Below are 16,846 nucleotides of genomic sequence, written 5' to 3' on the forward strand. Positions count from 1 at the left end.
GCCATGCACGCGCCTGCGGGCATCACACGACCATGACCACCATGCGCGCCATGATCCTGGCGGCCGGGCGCGGCGAACGCATGCGCCCCCTGACGGACACCTGCCCCAAGCCGTTGCTGCCGGTGGGCGGCCGCCCCCTGATCGCCTGGCACCTGGAACACCTGGCCCGGGCCGGCATCACCGACATCCTGGTGAACCACGCCTGGCTGGGCGAACGCATCGAGGCCACGCTGGGAGACGGCCGGGCCTATGGCGTCCGGCTGCGCTATTCGGCCGAAGCCCCGGCGCTGGAAACCGCAGGAGGCATTGCGCGCGCGCTGCCGTTCTTCCAGGATCGCCCTTTCCTGGTCATCAATGGCGATATCTGGTGCGACTGGGACCCTGTACAGGCGCGCCAGCGCGTCGCTTCATGGCCCGAGGATCGCCTGGCCCACCTGGTCCTGGTGGACAACCCCACCCACCACCCCGAGGGCGATTTTGTCCTGGCGGCGGATGGCCAGGTCATGCCCCGCGCGGACACCGGCGCGCCGGCGCTGACCTTTGCCGGGATCGGCCTGTACCGCCCCGCGCTGTTTGCCACGACCGATCCGGACCGGCCCGCGCCGCTGGCACCCCTGCTGCGCCAGGCCATGGCCGCGCATGCCGTCAGCGGCGAACGGCACCCGGGGCGGTGGATCGACGTCGGCACGCCGGCGCGCCTGTGCGAACTGGACGCCGAGCTGACCGGTGGCGCAGCCGGGCCGCGCGCCTGACCGTATCCGGAAAATCGCAACTGGATGTAGGCACAGTCCCAGAAGAACCACGAAACCGTTTATCCTAATTGGTTTCACACTCGCATCCTTGCGCGCGGACAGCATTTCACGCACACTTCAGGCAATTCAGGAATTTCGTCATGGCATTCGGCTCAAAACGCCCTACCTTCAAGCCCACACCTTACGGCCATACCCGACGCAGCCGTGGCATTCCCCGCTGGCTGCTCCTGCTGATCACCGGCGTGGTCCTGGGAGCCGGGGGGGTGCTGTTCCTGCAGCGCAGCTACGGCCCTCAGCGCCTCACGGTCGAGCAATCCGAACAATTGCGTACGGACCTGAACACCGCCAACCTTGAAAACCAGCGCCTCACCGTCGAATCCGAAAAGGTCAAGGCCCAGATCAAGCAGGCGCAGGAAAGCCAGAAGGAACAGGCCACCCGCGCCGAACAAATGAGCAAACGGGCCGCCGAGATGCAAGCCGGCGTCGCCAGCCTGATCGAGGCCATCCCCCCCGATCCGCGCGGCAGCTCGCCAGGCATCCGCAACGCCGACATGTCCGTGCGTGACGACGGCGTGGACTACCGCATCCTGCTGATCCAGGATCCGCCCAAAGGCCAGACCCAGGCTCCCGTCCTGCGCGGCCAGATCAAGCTGATTGCCCAGGGATCCTATCCCAATGGCAATACGGCCTATGTCGAGCTCGTCGAGCAGCCCCTGGAAATGGGCCGCTACATCGTCATCGAGGGCCGGGCCGAACTGCCGAACAAGGCTTTCCGGCCGCGTCAGGTGACCATCCAGATCACGGGCGAAGGCTCCGAAAAGATCATCTCCACGCGCACCTTCCGGATCACCGCCGCGCGCTGATCCCGCCCTGGCGGACGGCCCGGATGCCCGGGACCGTCCGACTCAGGGAACACGCATCCCGTCGTGCCCCACCGGGCCTGCCATGCAGGCCCGCTCAGGCCACGTGCTGCAGAAAATCCCGCAGGCGCTGGCTGGGCGGCTGGCTGAGCAGCACGGCGGGGTCGCCATCCTCGGCGATCTTGCCCGCGTCCATGAAAATCAACCGGCTGCCGACCTTGCGGGCAAATTCCATTTCGTGCGTGACCACGATCATGGTCATGCCTTCCTCGGCCACATCCTGCATGACCTTCAGGACCTCATGACGCAATTCGGGGTCCAGCGCCGAGGTCGGCTCATCGAACAGCATCAGCAGCGGCTTGATGGCCAATGCGCGGGCAATCGCCACGCGCTGCTGCTGGCCGCCGGACAACTGGCCCGGATAGTGATCGGCGCGTTCGGCCAGACCGACCTTGGACAGCAGATCCAGCGCCTGGGCGCGGGCCTGGTCCTTGGGCGTGCCCCGGGTGTGGAGGGGACCGAACATGACGTTCTCCAGCGCCGTGAGCTGGGGGAACAGATTGAACTGCTGGAACACCATACCGGCCTCGCGGCGCAGCTCACGCACCTGAGCCGGGGGACCCAGGACGCTGTGACCGTTGACGACGATATCTCCGCCCTGGATGGTCTCGAGCACATTGATACAGCGCAGGAAGGTGGACTTGCCCGACCCCGAAGGGCCGACCACGACCACCACCTCGCCCGGATCGATGCTCAGGTCGATGCCGTCAAGCACGACATTGTCACCAAAGCGCTTGGTGACGTTCTTGAATTCGACGATGCTCATACGATACGCGTCCTGTGTTCAATGTATTTCAGCACCAGCGCGATGCAGCCCGTCATGAACAGGTAGATCACCGCCACCGCCCCCCAGATTTCCACGGCGCGGAAATTGCCGGCGATGATTTCCTGCCCCTGCCGGGTCAGTTCGGCCACCCCGATCACGATGAACAGGGACGAGTCCTTGAGGCTGATGATGCACTGGTTGCCCATGGTGGGAATCATGCGCCGCAACGCCACCGGGCCGATGATGCGGGCCAGGATCTTGTGGAACGGCAGGCCCATGGCCTGACCGGCCTCGTACAGGCCCTTGGGCACCGACAGCAGGCCGGCGCGCACGATCTCGGCGATATAGGCCCCGGAGTTGATCATCAGCGTCACGGTCGCGGCCGTGAAACCGTCGATGCGCAGACTCACCAGCAACGGCAGGGCGAAATAGATGAACATCACCTGGACCACGATCGGGGTACCCCGGATCACCAGGATGTAGATCTGCGCCAGAAGAGACAGCGCCAGCGGAATCCATTTCAGGAACCGCCAGACCAGCAACGCCAGCACGGCCAGCCGCAGCACCCACCAGATCCCGTCGGGAACGCCGGACAGCGGGCCGCTGCCCAGCCAGGAAGCCCCCCGCAGCAGGAGGGCGAGCACCACGAGGACCACGACACTCCAGCCCAGGGAACGGCGCGTCACGGGCACCGGCACATACGTCACCACGATCCCGGACAGAGCCCCGATGACGGTGCCTCCGACCAGGCCCAGCAGGGTGATCTGGATCGTCATCCACGAACCGGCCATCAGATCGGGCCAGGCGGCCCAAATGGCGGACCATTCAAAAGTCACGGTCTTTCTCCATGAAGAAAACAGAAACGGCGACCGGACGCATGCATCCGGCCGCCGCCATCGGATCGATCAGACTGATCAGTTCACGGCGCTGGCTTTCCGGCCAAACCAAGTTTCATACAGCTTGTCGTAGGTGCCGTTGGCCTTCAGCTCGGACAGCGCCTTGTTGACGACCGCCACCAGCTCGCTGCCCTTGGGGAACGCGATGCCATAGAAATCGCCGCTCTTGAGCGAGCCGACGACCTTGACCTTGCCGTTGCCGGCGGTCTTGGCGTAGTACTGGACGTTGGGCGTGTCATGCACGACGGCATCCACGCGGCCCGTGGCCAGCTCCAGGAAAGCGTTGTCGATGTTCGGGAACAGCTTGAGCTTGGCCGAAGGCACGTTGGCCTTCATGTAGTCCACCGTGGCGGTACCGATCTTCACGGCGACCGTCTTGCCCTCGAGGTCCTTGGCGGTCTTGATGGCGCTGTCGCTGGCCACCAGGATGGCCAGACCGGACTCGTAGTAGGGCTCGGAAAAATCGATGACCTTGGCGCGATCCTCGCGGATGGTGATCCCGGCCAGGGCGACATCCACATTGCGCGTCTGCAGGCCCGGGATGATGCCATTGAAATCCATCGGCTGCAGACGATAGGTCAGACCAGCCTGCTTGGCGATGGCTTCCCACAGCTGGACATCGAAGCCGGTGTACTTGCCGTCCTGCTTGAATTCAAAAGGCACGAAGGCCGTGTCGGTCGCGACGACCAGGTCCTTGGCAAAGGCCTGGGTCATCGGCAGCGCCAGGGAAAGGGCGAGTCCGGCCAGGGCGGCCTTGAAGGTCTTGGACAACATCATATCGAGTCTCCTTGGGGGTATATCGGTTGCGGCCGAGTCGCCGCGAACCTTTCCATGTTAACTGAAATGCCTCCGGCCCCTGCGAGCGGAGGGCCGGAGAATCTGGATTTGCGCTGCGGTTCGCGGGAAATCCCTCAAGGAATCCCACGGGTTTCGCGGCGCCGGGATGCTGCGGATGTCCGCGCGCCGCCTCAGAAAGCGGGGACGATGGCGCCCTTGTAGTGTTCCAGAATGTAATTGCGCACCTTGTCGGTCTGCAGGGCGGCGATCAGTTTGCGGATCGCGGGATCGTCCTTGCGGTCGGCGCGGGTCACGACCAGGTTGGCATAAGGCGAATTCTTGTCCTCGATGAACAGCGCGTCCTTGACCGGGTTCAGGCCGGCTTCCAGGGCGTAATTGGTGTTGATCAGGGCGACGTCCACGTCGGGCAGCACACGCGGCAGCGTGGCGGCTTCCAGTTCACGGAACTTGAGGTGCCTGGGGTTTTCCGACACATCGCGCGCGGTCGCCAGGATGTTGGTCGGGTCCTTGAGTTTGATCAGCCCTTGCTTCTGCAGCAACAGCAGGGCGCGGGCACCGTTCGAGGGATCGTTCGGAATCGCGATCTGTGCGCCGTCCTTCAGGTCCTTGATGTCCTTGATCTTCTGCGAATAGGCGCCGAACGGCTCGACGTGCACCAGCCCCACCGAGACCAGCCTGGTGTCGTGTTCCTTGTTGAAGGAGTCCAGATACGGTTGGTGCTGGAAGAAATTGACATCGATCTGCTTGTCGGAAACCTGCAGATTCGGCTGCACGTAATCGGTGAAGACCTTGATGTCCAGATCCACGCCTTCCTTGGCCAGGTCGGGTTTGACGAATTCCAGCAGCTCGGCGTGCGGCACGGGCGTCGCCGCCACGGACAGCTTGGCAGCCTGCGCCGGAGCGGCGAAGGCCAGGGGCAATGCCAGCGCCAGGACCGGCGCGAATTTCTTGAACATGAAAGATCTCCTGAGTCTGAGAGTTATCGTCTGTTGAGCCTGGCCACCCAGCGGTCGCCAAACACCTGAAAGACCTGCACCATGATCACCAGGATCACGACCGTGACAGCCATGACATCGCCCTGGTAGCGCTGATAGCCGTAGCGCACCGCCAGATCGCCCAGGCCGCCGCCGCCGATCACGCCGGACATGGCGGAATAGCCGACCAGCGTGATGGCCGTGACCACGATGGCCGCCAGAATGCCGGTGGTGGCCTCTGGGAGCAAGGCCCACAGCACCGTCTGCCGGGACGTCGCCCCCATCGCGCGGCACGCCTCGCTCACTCCGGGATCGAGCTCGCGCAATACATTCTCGACCAGCCGCGCAAAAAAAGGCGCCGCGCTGGCGACCAACGGCGGAATCGACCCCTGCACCCCCAGCGCCGTCCCGGCCACCAGTCGGGAAAACGGGATCATCACGATCAGCAGGATCAGGAACGGCACGGAACGCAGCACGTTCACGATGAAGGCGACCGTCTGGTAGACGGCGCGGTTGCTCATGGCCTGCCCCGGGCTGGACAGGAACAGCAGCACACCCGCCGGCAAGCCGATCAGCACAGTGAACAACAAGGAAAAGCCGGTCATCAGCAGGGTGTCGATCGTGGCTTCGCCGATCATCGCCCAGTCCACATTCGCCATCATGGCCGCAACACCTCGTAATCCACGCCGGCCGCATCCAGCGCCGGAATCAATGCCTCCAGCCCTGCCTCGGTTCCTTCGGCCGCAACGACCAGCTGGCCATAGGGCGTCTCCTTGATCCGTCCCACCGAGCCCTGCAAGATACTCAGATCCAGGCCCAGGTCACGGCTCAGATGGCTCAACAGCGGGCTGGCCGTGCGCTCACCCCGAAAGCTCAGGCGCAGCAGACGGCCCGCCACGCCTTGCGCCAGGGTCCGCCAGCCCTCGCCGCCATCCAGGCCGCTTTCGGACAGCAGCGCCCGCGTCGCGTCATGACGGGGATGCAGAAAGACCTCCAGCACCTGGCCCGCCTCGACGATGCGTCCCCCCTCGATTACCGCCACCCGGTCGCAGACCGCGCGGATCACATCCATCCCGTGCGTGATCAGTACGATGGTCAGGCCCAGACGCTGATTGATGTCGCCCAGCAGCCGCAGAATGGATTGGGTCGTTTCCGGGTCCAGCGCGGAGGTGGCCTCGTCGCACAGCAGCAGACGCGGCTTGCTGGCGAGCGCCCGGGCGATCCCCACACGCTGGCGCTGACCGCCGGACAGCTGCCCCGGATATTTGTGCGCCTGGTCCGCCAGGCCGACCAGGTTCAGGACCTCGCGGGCGCGGGCCTCGCGATCCGCGCGCGGCATGCCCGACAGGCGCAAGGGAAAGCACACGTTATCCATCACCGTGCGCGAATGCAGCAGATTGAAATGCTGGAACACCATGCCTACCGAGCGCCGGTATTCACGCAGTTGCGCCTCGGAAAACGCCGTGATGTCGCGGCCGTCCACCCGCACACTGCCCTCGGTGGGACGCTCCAGCAGATTGAGCATGCGGATCAACGTGCTCTTGCCGGCGCCCGAACGGCCGATGATGCCGAACACCTCGCCTTCACGGATGTTCAGATCGACATCGGCGAGCGCATGCACCGCCCGGCCTGCGGATGGATATGTCTTACGGATGTTCTCGAGATCGATCAAGATGCACGGTCACTGAAAATGCCCCACAAGGCGCTCGAGATGCCTGGGCATCCAGGCCTTGCATGTCAAGGCCCGGAAATAAAAGAATTCCGGATCTACGGAATGAGAATCAGGAATTTACCATGCCGACTTGATCGAATCCGCCACTAGCAAATTACTTCTGATGATATGGAATGAGGCCATTCGACCGGAACCACCGCGCCACGCATGACACCGAGTGTCCCCTGGACACGTCGCGCAGCCCGCTCAACACATCGCGCTGTCCTCTCGGGCACATCGCGCTGCCGCCTGGAACACATCTCATCCGCACAAACACGGATTCACACTCGCAGGCACACATCGCAGAATAAATTGCGGGTGGTCGGCCTCGGGACCCGCGCCAGAACGACGATGCCCAGACGGACGCGGTCACGCCTTGGACACTGCCGCGTCCTGAAAACACGACGCCCCCCGGGAGGGAGGCGCCATGAACATGACAATGCGAAGTAATTCTGGTGGGTCGTGCGCGGCTCGAACGCGCGACCAACGGATTAAAAGTCCGGTGCTCTACCAACTGAGCTAACGACCCACGAAGCCCTAGATTTTGACATTACATGAATTGAGCGTCAAGCAACCCGGCCCAAAGAACAGGAAACCACGAGAAACCCGTCATGTCCGCACCGACCCCCCGCCCCTCCCTGCGGCTGCATATCCTGTCCGACCTGCACCTCAGCCAGCAAGGCCTGGAGTTGCCTGACGTCCAGGCGGATGTCACCATCCTGGCAGGCGACATCGCCCGGCCTCGCACCGCGATGTACTGGGCAAGCCGGATTCCCCGCCCCGTGCTGTATGTGCCGGGCAACCATGAATACTACGGGGGGACCATCCCCGCCGTCCGCACGACGCTGGCCGAGGAGGCCCGGATTCACAGTATCCAGTTGCTGGATCAGCAGACCGTGGAAATCAACAGCGTGCGCTTTCTGGGCACCACGCTGTGGACGGATTTCGAGCTGTTCGGCGCCGAACTGCGCGATCTGGCCATGGAGCGCACCGCGGAATTCATGCGTGATTTCCAGCTCATCGGCAACGGCGACGGCTCGCGCTTCACCCCCCAGGACGCCGCCGCCCTGTTTCAGGCGCAATACGACTGGCTGGACACTCAGCTCGATACGCCTCATCCGGGACCGACCGTGGTCATCACGCACCACGCACCCAATATGCGCAGCGTGCACCCACGTTTCGCCGAGTCGCTCATCAGCGCAGGATTCGTGTCCGAATGCGCCAGCCTGCTGGGCCGGGCCGATCTCTGGATTCACGGCCACACGCACGACAGCTTCGACTACTCGGTGTACGGGGCCCGGGTCATCTGCAATCCACGCGGCTACTGCCGCGACGGCGTCAACGAGAACCCGGATTTCGACCCTGGCCTGTGCATCGACGTACCCCGCCGCGCCGAGGCGCTGCAAACGGTTGTGTAAAGACCGGTCTTTACCTTGCCCGCGAGATCCGCACCTCGGCGCCGCGCCGCTTGACCTCCAGGCCCTCGGACGGCAGGATGCGCAGGCCTTCCAGGCCCTTGATGTAGCTGGATCCCTGCATCTGCATGACGCGGATCTTGTTGCGCATGACCACCGGGTTGTGCTCCGGCATGCCGAACATCCAGACCTCGTCCAGAATCCGCGCCGAATTGATCTCACCGGTGTGCTGGGCTGCCGGGCCCAGGCACAACATGTAGCCCTCGCGACCGAACACCGGCAGCGTATCCAGGCCCGGGCGCACCGTCCAGCGTGTGCCACCCTCGTAGCGCCAGCCCGTATTCAGATCCCACCAGGCATCCCCCTCTGGCAGATAGACCTCGGTCACCCCGCCGGCCTGCATGACCGGCGCCACCAGCAGCGCGGGTCCCAGCAAATATTGCGTATCCCAGACATGCGCGTCGGCGTCATCGGGATACGCCTGCGCCATCGACCGTTGCACCGGCAAGCCGGTGCGCACAGCGTCGTCGATGATGCCGGCCACATAAGGCAGCAAACGGTAGCGCCATTGCAGCCAATGGGCGATCAAGGCACGGACATCGCCGTCAAAGGCATCGGGCATCAGCGCCGGCAGCCCCTGGAAGCTAAAATTGGCGGAAAACACCCCCATCGCCAGCCAGCGCAGATACAGCTCGGGTGTCATGGCGCCCGTTGCGCGCTCGGCATTGCCCAGACGATGGGTCTGTACCGCCACGCCGCTGTTGCCGACCGACAGGGCTGCCTTCAGCGTGGCCGCATAGCCCGCCCAGTCATTGTCCACCGCCGGCCCCTGTTGCCAGGCAAAGCGCTGCACGCCGGGGAACAGATCGCGGCTGAGCATGACGCCTTCCTGGGGTGTGCGCGGGCCGGCGACGGCGTCGAACAGCGCGCGGCGCGCCAGATGGGGATAGGCCGTGCGCAACACCGCGCCGGTTTCGCCCCCCCGGGCCTCGACCCCGTCCGGGAAAGCAAATTGTCCCTGGCAGACGGGTGCGGCCAGGCCTTCTTCCACGGCCTGCAGATGACGCTCCGTCCACAGGCGCGCCACGTCCTTGTGCGTCAGGTCCAGCAGCCCGAACGGCCGCCCGCCAGACGCCGCCGTGCCGGAACAGATCCAGGGGTCGCCTTCGGCATCGCACAGCAGCCAGCCCCGGTCCTCCCATTCCTCGAACAGCGGCGTTCCCTGCAAAACCCCGGGCAGGCAGGAACCCGCCAGATGAATGTCGAGCGCCGCGGCCGCCGTCGCGAAAGCGCGCCAGTCGGAAATGCGATCGGCCCACTCAAAGACCGGCTTGTCCGTCTGAAAACCCAGGATGGCGGGCTCGGCCAGCACCAGCGCATCGAGCGCCATGCCCTGCGCGCGCAGACTGCGGATCTGCTGCAGGCTGGACTCGGCGGACTGGCCGCACGCCTGCTCCAGCCAGACCCCCATGGGCCAGAGACTGGGCTGACCGGCGCGGCCGGTCAGGGCCGTGTACTGGTTGAGGATTTCCGATGGATCGCCGACGAACAGAAACAGGTCCAGCCCCACGCCTCGCGCCCGAACGGCATACGTGCCGTCCGTGAGGTCGTGCACCAGATGATCCAGCGTATTGATGTGCGCCCCCCAGCCGCGCGGGCTCCAGGCCAGCGGCAGGCTGCGGTCGGCCGATCGGTCGGATTCCAGTCGAACGCCCCGACGGTCCAGGTCGCCGAGAGATTCTCCCAGGCCATACAGCCCCTCGTCAGGCGCCAGCGTCCAGGTCATGGACCAACGGCCTTGAGCCCCCTCGCCGGATGCGTCGATCGGCAACCGGGCCTGCGCCACACACTGATCGTTTCGATACAGTCGCAGACTGGCGTCAGGGCCGCCGACCTCCAGGACGACGTCGCCCTGAGTCAGTCGCCAACCGCCCGCATCCAGGGCCTGACAGCTCATTTCTCCGACGGGCTCCTGGCGGGCCAGCAACATATCGGCCTGGCGCTGCGCGCGCAGCGTCGGCTTGCCGGGTTCCAGCCAGGCGCGCGGACCGCAGCGCAGCCGGAATACGCCGGGGGCATGCGCCTCGATCCGCAGGCGCCATTGATCGGTATGGAACACCCATTCGACACAAGAGGGTGTCGTAACGGCCGGGGGGGTCTCGAAAACTTGATCCGCCAATTCGATGGTGGGCGACACAGCGTGATCCTCTGGGAAATTTACCCGCATGAGTCTTGCAAAAGACGTTATTCTGACGGATTTGAGCCATAAAATAAAATCCTGGCGCTGAAACCGGCGGATGGTCGATGGCAGGCGCCCCGATCAGACGGCTCGCACCGCCCCGTTCCACCCTATTCGAGGGCTTTCCCCCCAGGATGCCGGCGGCTGACGGGACGGATCAGCGCAGACCGATCCGCCGGGCCAATTCGCGCTCGACGGGCACAGGATCACCGTCCATCCACGCGCCGATCAGCTCTCCGGCCAGGGCGGACCAGGTCAGGCCGCGCGACCCATAGGCGCACGCCAGCCACAGCCCCGGACGGCCCGGCGCCGCGCCGATCAGCGGCAGGTGATCGCGCGTGGCCGTCCGCCAGCCGGCCCACCCGGCCGCCTCCCCTTGCCCCAGCCAGGGGATCCCCTGCGCATCGACCCAGCCCCGCACCCGCGCCAGGATGTCCTGATGACCCGCCTCATCCGCGACCGCTTCGGACACATCGGGCCGATAGGTGCTGCCCGCCACGCCCCAGCCATGCCGTGGCGGCATGCAGTAGCCGCGCCCGGACAGAACGCAATGCGGCACGGTGGACGCTGCCGACGGATACAGGCTGACCTGACCCGCGAGGGGCGTGAGCCCCGACAGGACAGGCAGATGCCCGATGGGCATGACCCCGGCCAGCAGGGTCCTGGCATGCAGCGCGTTGGCCAGGACGACCTGATCCGCCCTCCCCAGTTCCTGTCCATCGGTGCCGCGCAGGGACCAGCCGCCGTCCGTCATCGGCGCCAGTGCGCCGACCGCCGCGGCCCGGCGCGTCACCCCGGGCAGACACAGCAAGGCGGCAAGCAGCTCGCCCGGGCAGACCCGCATGGCGCGAGGAAACCAGAGCCCCCCCCAGGGCACACCGACACCGGCCTGAACCCCGGCCTGGGCGGCATCGAGCCACCGGACCCAGTTTTCCGGGAACGCCAGGCGCATCAATGCCTGACGCTGCCCCTCGGCCTGCGCCTGCGACCGGGCGCAGACCAGGCCCCCGCACGCGGCGGGTCGGGCAGCCTCGTCCAGCCCCTGCCAGCGCATCTGCGCCAGCGCCAGCCCGACACGGCTCAGCCGCGAGCGCGTATCGTCGTCCGGACTGAGCGCGGGCACCAGCGCGCCTGCCCCCCGGCGGCGCAACGCGGGATCGACGTCCAGGGCGCACTGCGGGTCCCAGACCTCGACCTCATGACCGCGGCCCGCCAGGGCCTGCGCCACCCCGGCACCCGCCATGCCCGCCCCCACCACGGCCACCCGGCGGCGAACGACTGCGGGCGAGGTGGAACCCAGACCGGAGCGCAAGACCGCCACCGTCATGTCGCGCTTGCCCGCGATGCCCGGCACCTTGTCGACCAGGAACCCGGCATCGCGCAGATCGCGCCGCACCTGACCGGCCGCGCACCAGGTGGCGGCCGTGGCGCCCGCCACCGCCAGACGCCGCAACTGGCCGAAGACGGCAGGCGACCACATGTCCGGATTGACCCGGGGCGCAAAGCCATCCAGAAAAAAGGCGTCCACATGCGCCTCGGCCTGCCGGGCCAGGCGGCGGATATCGCCGAACAGCAGTGTCAGCGTGACCTGGCCGCCCTGCAATTCCAGCCGGTGAACGCCCGGCAGCAGATCGGGCCAGCGCGCGGCCAGTTCTCCGGCCAGGGGCTGGTGATCATCGGGCAAGCGGTGCCAGATGCGCCGCAAATCGTCCACGGCAAAAGGATGCGCCTCGAAGGCCAGGTAATGCAGCCGGCCGCTGCGTTGCGGATCATCGAGCCAGGCGCGCCACGCCGCCAGGAAATTGTGCCCCAACCCGAACCCGGTCTCGGCAATCGTGAAAGCCGATCGATGGCGCCAGCGTTCGGGCAGGCCATTGCCCCGCAGAAAGACATGCCACGCCTGCGGCAGCGCGCCGGCCTCGCCGTGATAGAGATCCCCGTACACCGGACTGCGCGGCACCCCGCGCGCATCTTCATGCCAAGCGGCGGGTTTCAGAATTTCATACTTGTCAGACATACAGCCGTCCGGTGGTCACGTACAATGGGATGAACCCGCCACGCGGGCCGGCTGGCGGTCTTGCGGGCGCATCACGGGAATCAGCTCGCCATGCCCAGTTCGCAGCACTTTCTGTCGGCCGACTGCCTGGACGCCGCCGTCACGGCGGCACATGCGGCAGCCGCCATTCTACAAACCCACGCCATGCGTCGCGCGGATCTCGTGGTCGATCACAAGATGCGCAACGACCTGGTGTCCCAGGCCGATCGCGAGGCCGAGCAGGCGATCATCGAGATCCTGCGCGAGCGCACACCCGACATCGGCATCCTCGCCGAAGAATCCGGCGGCCAGCGCGGCGCCCGGGCGACCTGGTGCATCGATCCGCTGGACGGCACCACCAATTTCATCAGCGGCATTCCCCACTACGCCGTCTCCATCGCCCTGATCGGTCATGAGGGCTGCCGCGCCAGCGGCGGGGAGCCGCTGCCGCAGGACACGCCGTTGATCGGCGTCGTCTACGACCCGAACCGCGAGGAACTGTTTTCCTCGTTGTACGGCCTGGGCGCCTGGCTCAACGGTCGCCGCATCCAGTGCTCCGCCACGACGACACTCGATCGGGCCGTGCTGGCCACGGGCTTTCCCTTCCGCGATTTTTCCTTTGAGTCCCGCTACATGCCGACCCTGAGCGACGCGATTCACACCACCCGGGGCATCCGCCGCCTGGGCTCGGCCGCGCTGGATCTGGCCTGGACGGCCTGCGGGCGCTACGATGGCTACTGGGAAATGGGCCTGGCTCCCTGGGACGTGGCCGCCGGCACGGCGCTGGTCCGCGCGGCCGGCGGGGTCTGCGAGGACATCCGTCACCAGGAACCCTGGCCCGAGGGCGGTTATGTCTACGCCGCCAATCAGCACATCGCCACCGCGCTGGACGACATGATCAACCGACACCCATGACACGACAGCTCCTCGACACCCTGGGCGGCTGGCTGCCCGACCTGACCGACATCCGGCGCGCGATCCACGCCTGGCCCGAACTCGCATTCCAGGAAATCCGCACCGCCGATACCGTGACGCGCCTGCTGGAATCCTGGGGCATCGAGATTCATCGCGGCCTGGGCGAGACCGGCGTGGTGGGCCGCATCACCGGGCGCGGGCCGGGCCGGTCTATCGGTCTGCGGGCCGACATGGACGCCCTGCCCATGCCGGAAAACAATACCTTCCCCCACGCCAGCCGCAACCCGGGCGCCATGCACGCCTGCGGCCATGACGGCCACACCGCCATGCTGCTGGCCGCCGCCCGCTATCTGGCCGGGCACCGCGACTTCGACGGCACCGTTTATGTGATCTTCCAACCCGCCGAAGAAGCCGGCGGCGGGGCGCATCGCATGATCGAGGACGGCCTGTTCGCACAATTCCCCATGGATGCCGTATTCGGCATGCACAACTGGCCGGGCCTGCCCGCAGGCACATTCGGCCTGACCGACGGCCCCATCATGGCGTCGAGCAGCACCTTCGAGATCACCCTGCGGGGCCGGGGCGCCCACGGCGCCATGCCCCACCTGGGCGTGGATCCCGTGGTCGCCGCCGCCCAGCTCACCCTCGCGTTCCAGACGATCCTGACGCGCAACCTGGACCCCCTGGAATCCGGCGTCATCAGCGTGACCCAGATCCACGCCGGATCGGCCGACAACGTGATCCCCGATCAGGCTGTGATCCGCGGGACGGTGCGGACGCTGACGCAAGGCACGCTGGACCTGATCGAGACCCGCATGCGGGATCTGACCGGTCCGCTCGCACAGGCGCTGCGCTGCGAGGCGGATTTTCATTTCCATCGCGAATACCCGGCCACCATCAACCATCCCGAGCAAGCCGCCCTCTGCGCCCAGGTCATGACCGAACTGGTCGGCGCCGACAGGGTCAATGCCCAGGTACAGCCCTCCATGGGCGCGGAGGATTTCGCCTTCATGCTGCAGGCCCTGCCCGGATGCTATGTCTGGATCGGCAACGGCACGGGCGATCACCGCACGACGGGCCACGGCCTGGGCCCCTGCACCCTGCACAACGGCAGCTACGATTTCAACGACGAGATCATTCCACTCGGGGCGGCCTACTGGGTGCTGCTGTCGCAACGCTTTCTCGACCAGGGCCTGCCCGCACGAATCAGGACGTCACGATCTCCTTGATTTGTGTGAACAACCCCCGGAGCGCCCCTGAGCAGGAGCGCTCCCCGGCGCGCCGTCATGGGGCCTTCATGCCAACGGGTTAAAATATCCGCTTTGCCGAGATGCGCGCCCTCCGTCCTGGACACAGCGCAACGCATACACCCGGAGGCCGCCATGTCCACTGTCCTGCCCCCCTCTGATCGCCCGGTCACCCTGCGAGTCATGCCCATGCCGGCCGACGCCAACATCCATGGGGACGTCTTCGGGGGCTGGATCATGTCCCAGGTCGACATTGCCGGTTCCATCCCGGCCGCCCGCCGCGCGGGCGGCCGCGTCGCCACCGTCGCCGTCAACGCCTTCACCTTCAAACAACCCGTTTTCGTCGGCGATCTCCTTAGCTTTTATACCGAAATCACCGGAACAGGTCGTACCTCGGTCACGGTTTCCGTCGAGGTCTACGCCGAGCGCCAGCGCCTGGAGGCCGAGGTCGTCAAGGTCACCGAGGCCACGCTGACCTACGTCGCCACCGACGAAAATCGTCACAGCCGCCCTCTGCCCCCGATCTGAGGAGTCCGCACCGATGGCCGATCAGCCCGTCATCGCCGAGACCGCCATCCCGGTCGTGATCCCGCGCCGTCTGGACCCGGAGGATGCCCAGCAGGCGCTGCAGGAACTGCAGACCATCCTGAAACGCCAGGAGGTCGTGGAGTCGCTCGCCCAGCGCCAGGAAGACGAGGACGGCTCATCGAACCTGCTCGAGGGCATGCTGCAGCGCCAGCACGAGGACGAGATCCGCCAGATCGTCAATACGCTGCATCCGGCCGACATCGCCTTCATTCTCGAATCCTTGCCGGTGCAACAGCGCCAGGCGATCTGGCAACTGGTCAGCCAGGAATACGACGCCGACGTGCTCCTGGAGGTCGAGGACTGGGTCCGCGAATCGCTGATCGAGTCCATGGCGCACGAGGACCTGATCGCGGCCACGGGCGCCATGGATGCCGACGAGATTGCCGATCTCGCACCCGACCTGCCGCCCGACGTCATCGCCGAGGTCCAGAAAGGCCTCACCGACGCTGAACGCGCCCAGCTGATCGCCGCCATGGGCTACCCGGAAGACACGGTCGGCGCCATCATGGACTTCGACATGGTGCGGGTGCGCGAGGACGTGACCCTGGAGGTCGTGCTGCGCTACCTGCGCCGGCTGCACGAATTGCCCGACCACACTGACCAGATTTTCGTGGTGGACCGTACCGATCAGTTGCGCGGCACCCTGTCGCTGTCGCGGCTGCTGCTGAGCGAGCCCGAGACCCTGGTCAACGCGGTCATGGAACCCGATGTCCTCAGCCTGAATCCCACGGACCCCGACATCGACGCCGCCAACGCCTTCGAGCGCTATGACCTGGTGTCGGCCCCCGTGGTGGACGAACAGGGCCGCCTGATCGGCCGCGTCACCATCGACGAGGTCGTGGACGTGCTGCAGGAAGACTCCCAGGAACAGGAGCTGTCCCGCGCCGGTCTCCAGGAAGAAGACATCTTCGCGCCCGTGCTGGCGGCCCTGCGCAACCGCGCGCCCTGGCTGCTGGTGAACCTGTGCACGGCTTCCATCGCCTCCCTGGTGGCCTCGCGCTTCGAGGACACGGTCAGCCACATCGTGATCCTGGCCTTCCTGATGTCCATCGTGGCCGGCATCGGCGGCAATTCCGGCAACCAGACGATGACCATGATCATTCGCGCCATGGCCACAGGCCGCGTCACGGGCGAGAACATCACCCAGCTGGTCAAGCGCGAGCTCCAGGTGACTTTCCTGGTGGGCGCCTGCGGCAGCCTGGTGGCGGCGACCTTCGCCTGGGTGATCTCGAGCTCCTATGCGATCGCCGCGGTGATGATGGCCGCCATGGTCGGCAACATGCTGATCGGCGCGGCGCTGGGGGTGCTGATCCCACTGCTGCGCGACCGCTTCGGCAAGGATCCGGCCATGGGCTCGTCGGTGCTGCTGACCTTCGCCACGGATTCGCTGGGGTTCTTCCTGTTCCTGGGACTGGCGACGGTGTTTTTGCTGTAGTTTCCGGTGGGTTCTTGTGCGGCACCTCGACCGCATAGCCCCCTTCCGGACGCGCCGCTCACCCGGTTCCGGCTGCGCCGGAACTGCCCAGGCTCCAGGCCATCATCGGGGCGCTCGCCAAACTCGCAAGGCGCTCAGTCCCCCGGACTGAGCGC

General features: G+C 66.1%; 15 protein-coding genes and 1 tRNA gene. 7 read left to right on the forward strand and 9 right to left on the reverse strand.

From position 1 onward, the window contains the following. The first annotated feature begins 41 nt into the window (after positions 1-41). Together murU and ACK5JE_RS10500 are read left to right on the forward strand one after the other, a co-directional pair. Positions 42-752, forward strand: a complete 711-nt coding sequence (gene murU, locus ACK5JE_RS10495) for an N-acetylmuramate alpha-1-phosphate uridylyltransferase MurU (RefSeq protein WP_416801669.1) — start codon at positions 42-44, stop codon at positions 750-752. Positions 753-892: 140 nt separating this feature from the next. Next, the gene (locus tag ACK5JE_RS10500) at positions 893-1,615 is read left to right on the forward strand and encodes a hypothetical protein (RefSeq protein WP_416801652.1); all 723 of its coding nucleotides are present in this window, start codon (positions 893-895) and stop codon (positions 1,613-1,615) included. A 94-nt stretch (positions 1,616-1,709) separates the two neighbouring features. On the opposite strand, the gene glnQ is transcribed toward ACK5JE_RS10500, so the two are convergent. The 7 genes from glnQ to ACK5JE_RS10535 form a co-directional block, all read right to left on the reverse strand. After that, a complete protein-coding gene (gene glnQ, locus ACK5JE_RS10505) occupies positions 1,710-2,438 on the reverse strand; it encodes a glutamine ABC transporter ATP-binding protein GlnQ (RefSeq protein ID WP_416801653.1) in 729 nt (242 codons plus the stop codon). Next, positions 2,435-3,274, reverse strand: coding sequence for an ABC transporter permease subunit (locus ACK5JE_RS10510; protein WP_416801654.1), 840 nt, complete (start codon positions 3,272-3,274; stop codon positions 2,435-2,437). Before ACK5JE_RS10510 ends, glnQ begins: the two co-directional genes overlap by 4 nt. A 78-nt stretch (positions 3,275-3,352) precedes the next feature. Next, entirely contained in the window at positions 3,353-4,108 is a 756-nt protein-coding gene (gene glnH / locus ACK5JE_RS10515; RefSeq protein WP_416801670.1) for a glutamine ABC transporter substrate-binding protein GlnH, read from the reverse strand. Between the two features lie 194 nt (positions 4,109-4,302). Then, positions 4,303-5,088, reverse strand: a complete 786-nt coding sequence (locus tag ACK5JE_RS10520; protein WP_416801655.1) for a MetQ/NlpA family ABC transporter substrate-binding protein — start codon at positions 5,086-5,088, stop codon at positions 4,303-4,305. Between the two features lie 23 nt (positions 5,089-5,111). Next, complete coding sequence (locus tag ACK5JE_RS10525; protein WP_416801656.1) at positions 5,112-5,768, reverse strand: methionine ABC transporter permease; 657 nt, start codon at positions 5,766-5,768, stop codon at positions 5,112-5,114. Then, entirely contained in the window at positions 5,765-6,778 is a 1,014-nt protein-coding gene (locus ACK5JE_RS10530) for a methionine ABC transporter ATP-binding protein (protein WP_416801657.1), read from the reverse strand. The genes ACK5JE_RS10525 and ACK5JE_RS10530 overlap by 4 nt, the downstream gene beginning before the upstream one ends. A 492-nt stretch (positions 6,779-7,270) precedes the next feature. Then, a tRNA-Lys gene (locus tag ACK5JE_RS10535) sits at positions 7,271-7,346 on the reverse strand. A gap of 82 nt (positions 7,347-7,428) precedes the next feature. Between ACK5JE_RS10535 and ACK5JE_RS10540 the strand changes: the two genes are divergently transcribed. Continuing rightward, a complete protein-coding gene (locus ACK5JE_RS10540; RefSeq protein WP_416801658.1) occupies positions 7,429-8,235 on the forward strand; it encodes a metallophosphoesterase in 807 nt (268 codons plus the stop codon). 10 nt (positions 8,236-8,245) lie between these two features. Here ACK5JE_RS10540 and ACK5JE_RS10545 read toward each other — a convergent pair whose 3' ends face one another. Both ACK5JE_RS10545 and mnmC read right to left on the reverse strand, forming a co-directional pair. Continuing rightward, entirely contained in the window at positions 8,246-10,351 is a 2,106-nt protein-coding gene (locus ACK5JE_RS10545; RefSeq protein ID WP_416801671.1) for a glycoside hydrolase family 31 protein, read from the reverse strand. 277 nt (positions 10,352-10,628) lie between these two features. After that, a complete protein-coding gene (gene mnmC, locus ACK5JE_RS10550; protein ID WP_416801659.1) occupies positions 10,629-12,488 on the reverse strand; it encodes an FAD-dependent 5-carboxymethylaminomethyl-2-thiouridine(34) oxidoreductase MnmC in 1,860 nt (619 codons plus the stop codon). Between the two features lie 90 nt (positions 12,489-12,578). Between mnmC and ACK5JE_RS10555 the strand changes: the two genes are divergently transcribed. The 4 genes from ACK5JE_RS10555 (at position 12,579) to mgtE (ending at position 16,691) form a co-directional block, all read left to right on the forward strand. After that, positions 12,579-13,421 (forward strand): inositol monophosphatase family protein, encoded by an 843-nt coding sequence (locus tag ACK5JE_RS10555; protein WP_416801660.1) that lies wholly within the window; start codon positions 12,579-12,581, stop codon positions 13,419-13,421. Further along, on the forward strand, positions 13,418-14,650 hold the full coding sequence (locus tag ACK5JE_RS10560; RefSeq protein WP_416801661.1) for a M20 aminoacylase family protein: 1,233 nt from the start codon (positions 13,418-13,420) through the stop codon (positions 14,648-14,650). The genes ACK5JE_RS10555 and ACK5JE_RS10560 overlap by 4 nt, the downstream gene beginning before the upstream one ends. Positions 14,651-14,803: 153 nt before the next feature. Then, positions 14,804-15,196, forward strand: coding sequence for an acyl-CoA thioesterase (locus tag ACK5JE_RS10565; protein ID WP_416801662.1), 393 nt, complete (start codon positions 14,804-14,806; stop codon positions 15,194-15,196). Positions 15,197-15,209: 13 nt separating this feature from the next. After that, the gene (gene mgtE, locus ACK5JE_RS10570; RefSeq protein WP_416801663.1) at positions 15,210-16,691 is read left to right on the forward strand and encodes a magnesium transporter; all 1,482 of its coding nucleotides are present in this window, start codon (positions 15,210-15,212) and stop codon (positions 16,689-16,691) included. Positions 16,692-16,846: the final 155 nt, after the last annotated feature.

It is taken from the genome of Castellaniella sp. (assembly GCF_047971665.1).
Classification (GTDB): Bacteria; Pseudomonadota; Gammaproteobacteria; order Burkholderiales; family Burkholderiaceae_B; genus Castellaniella.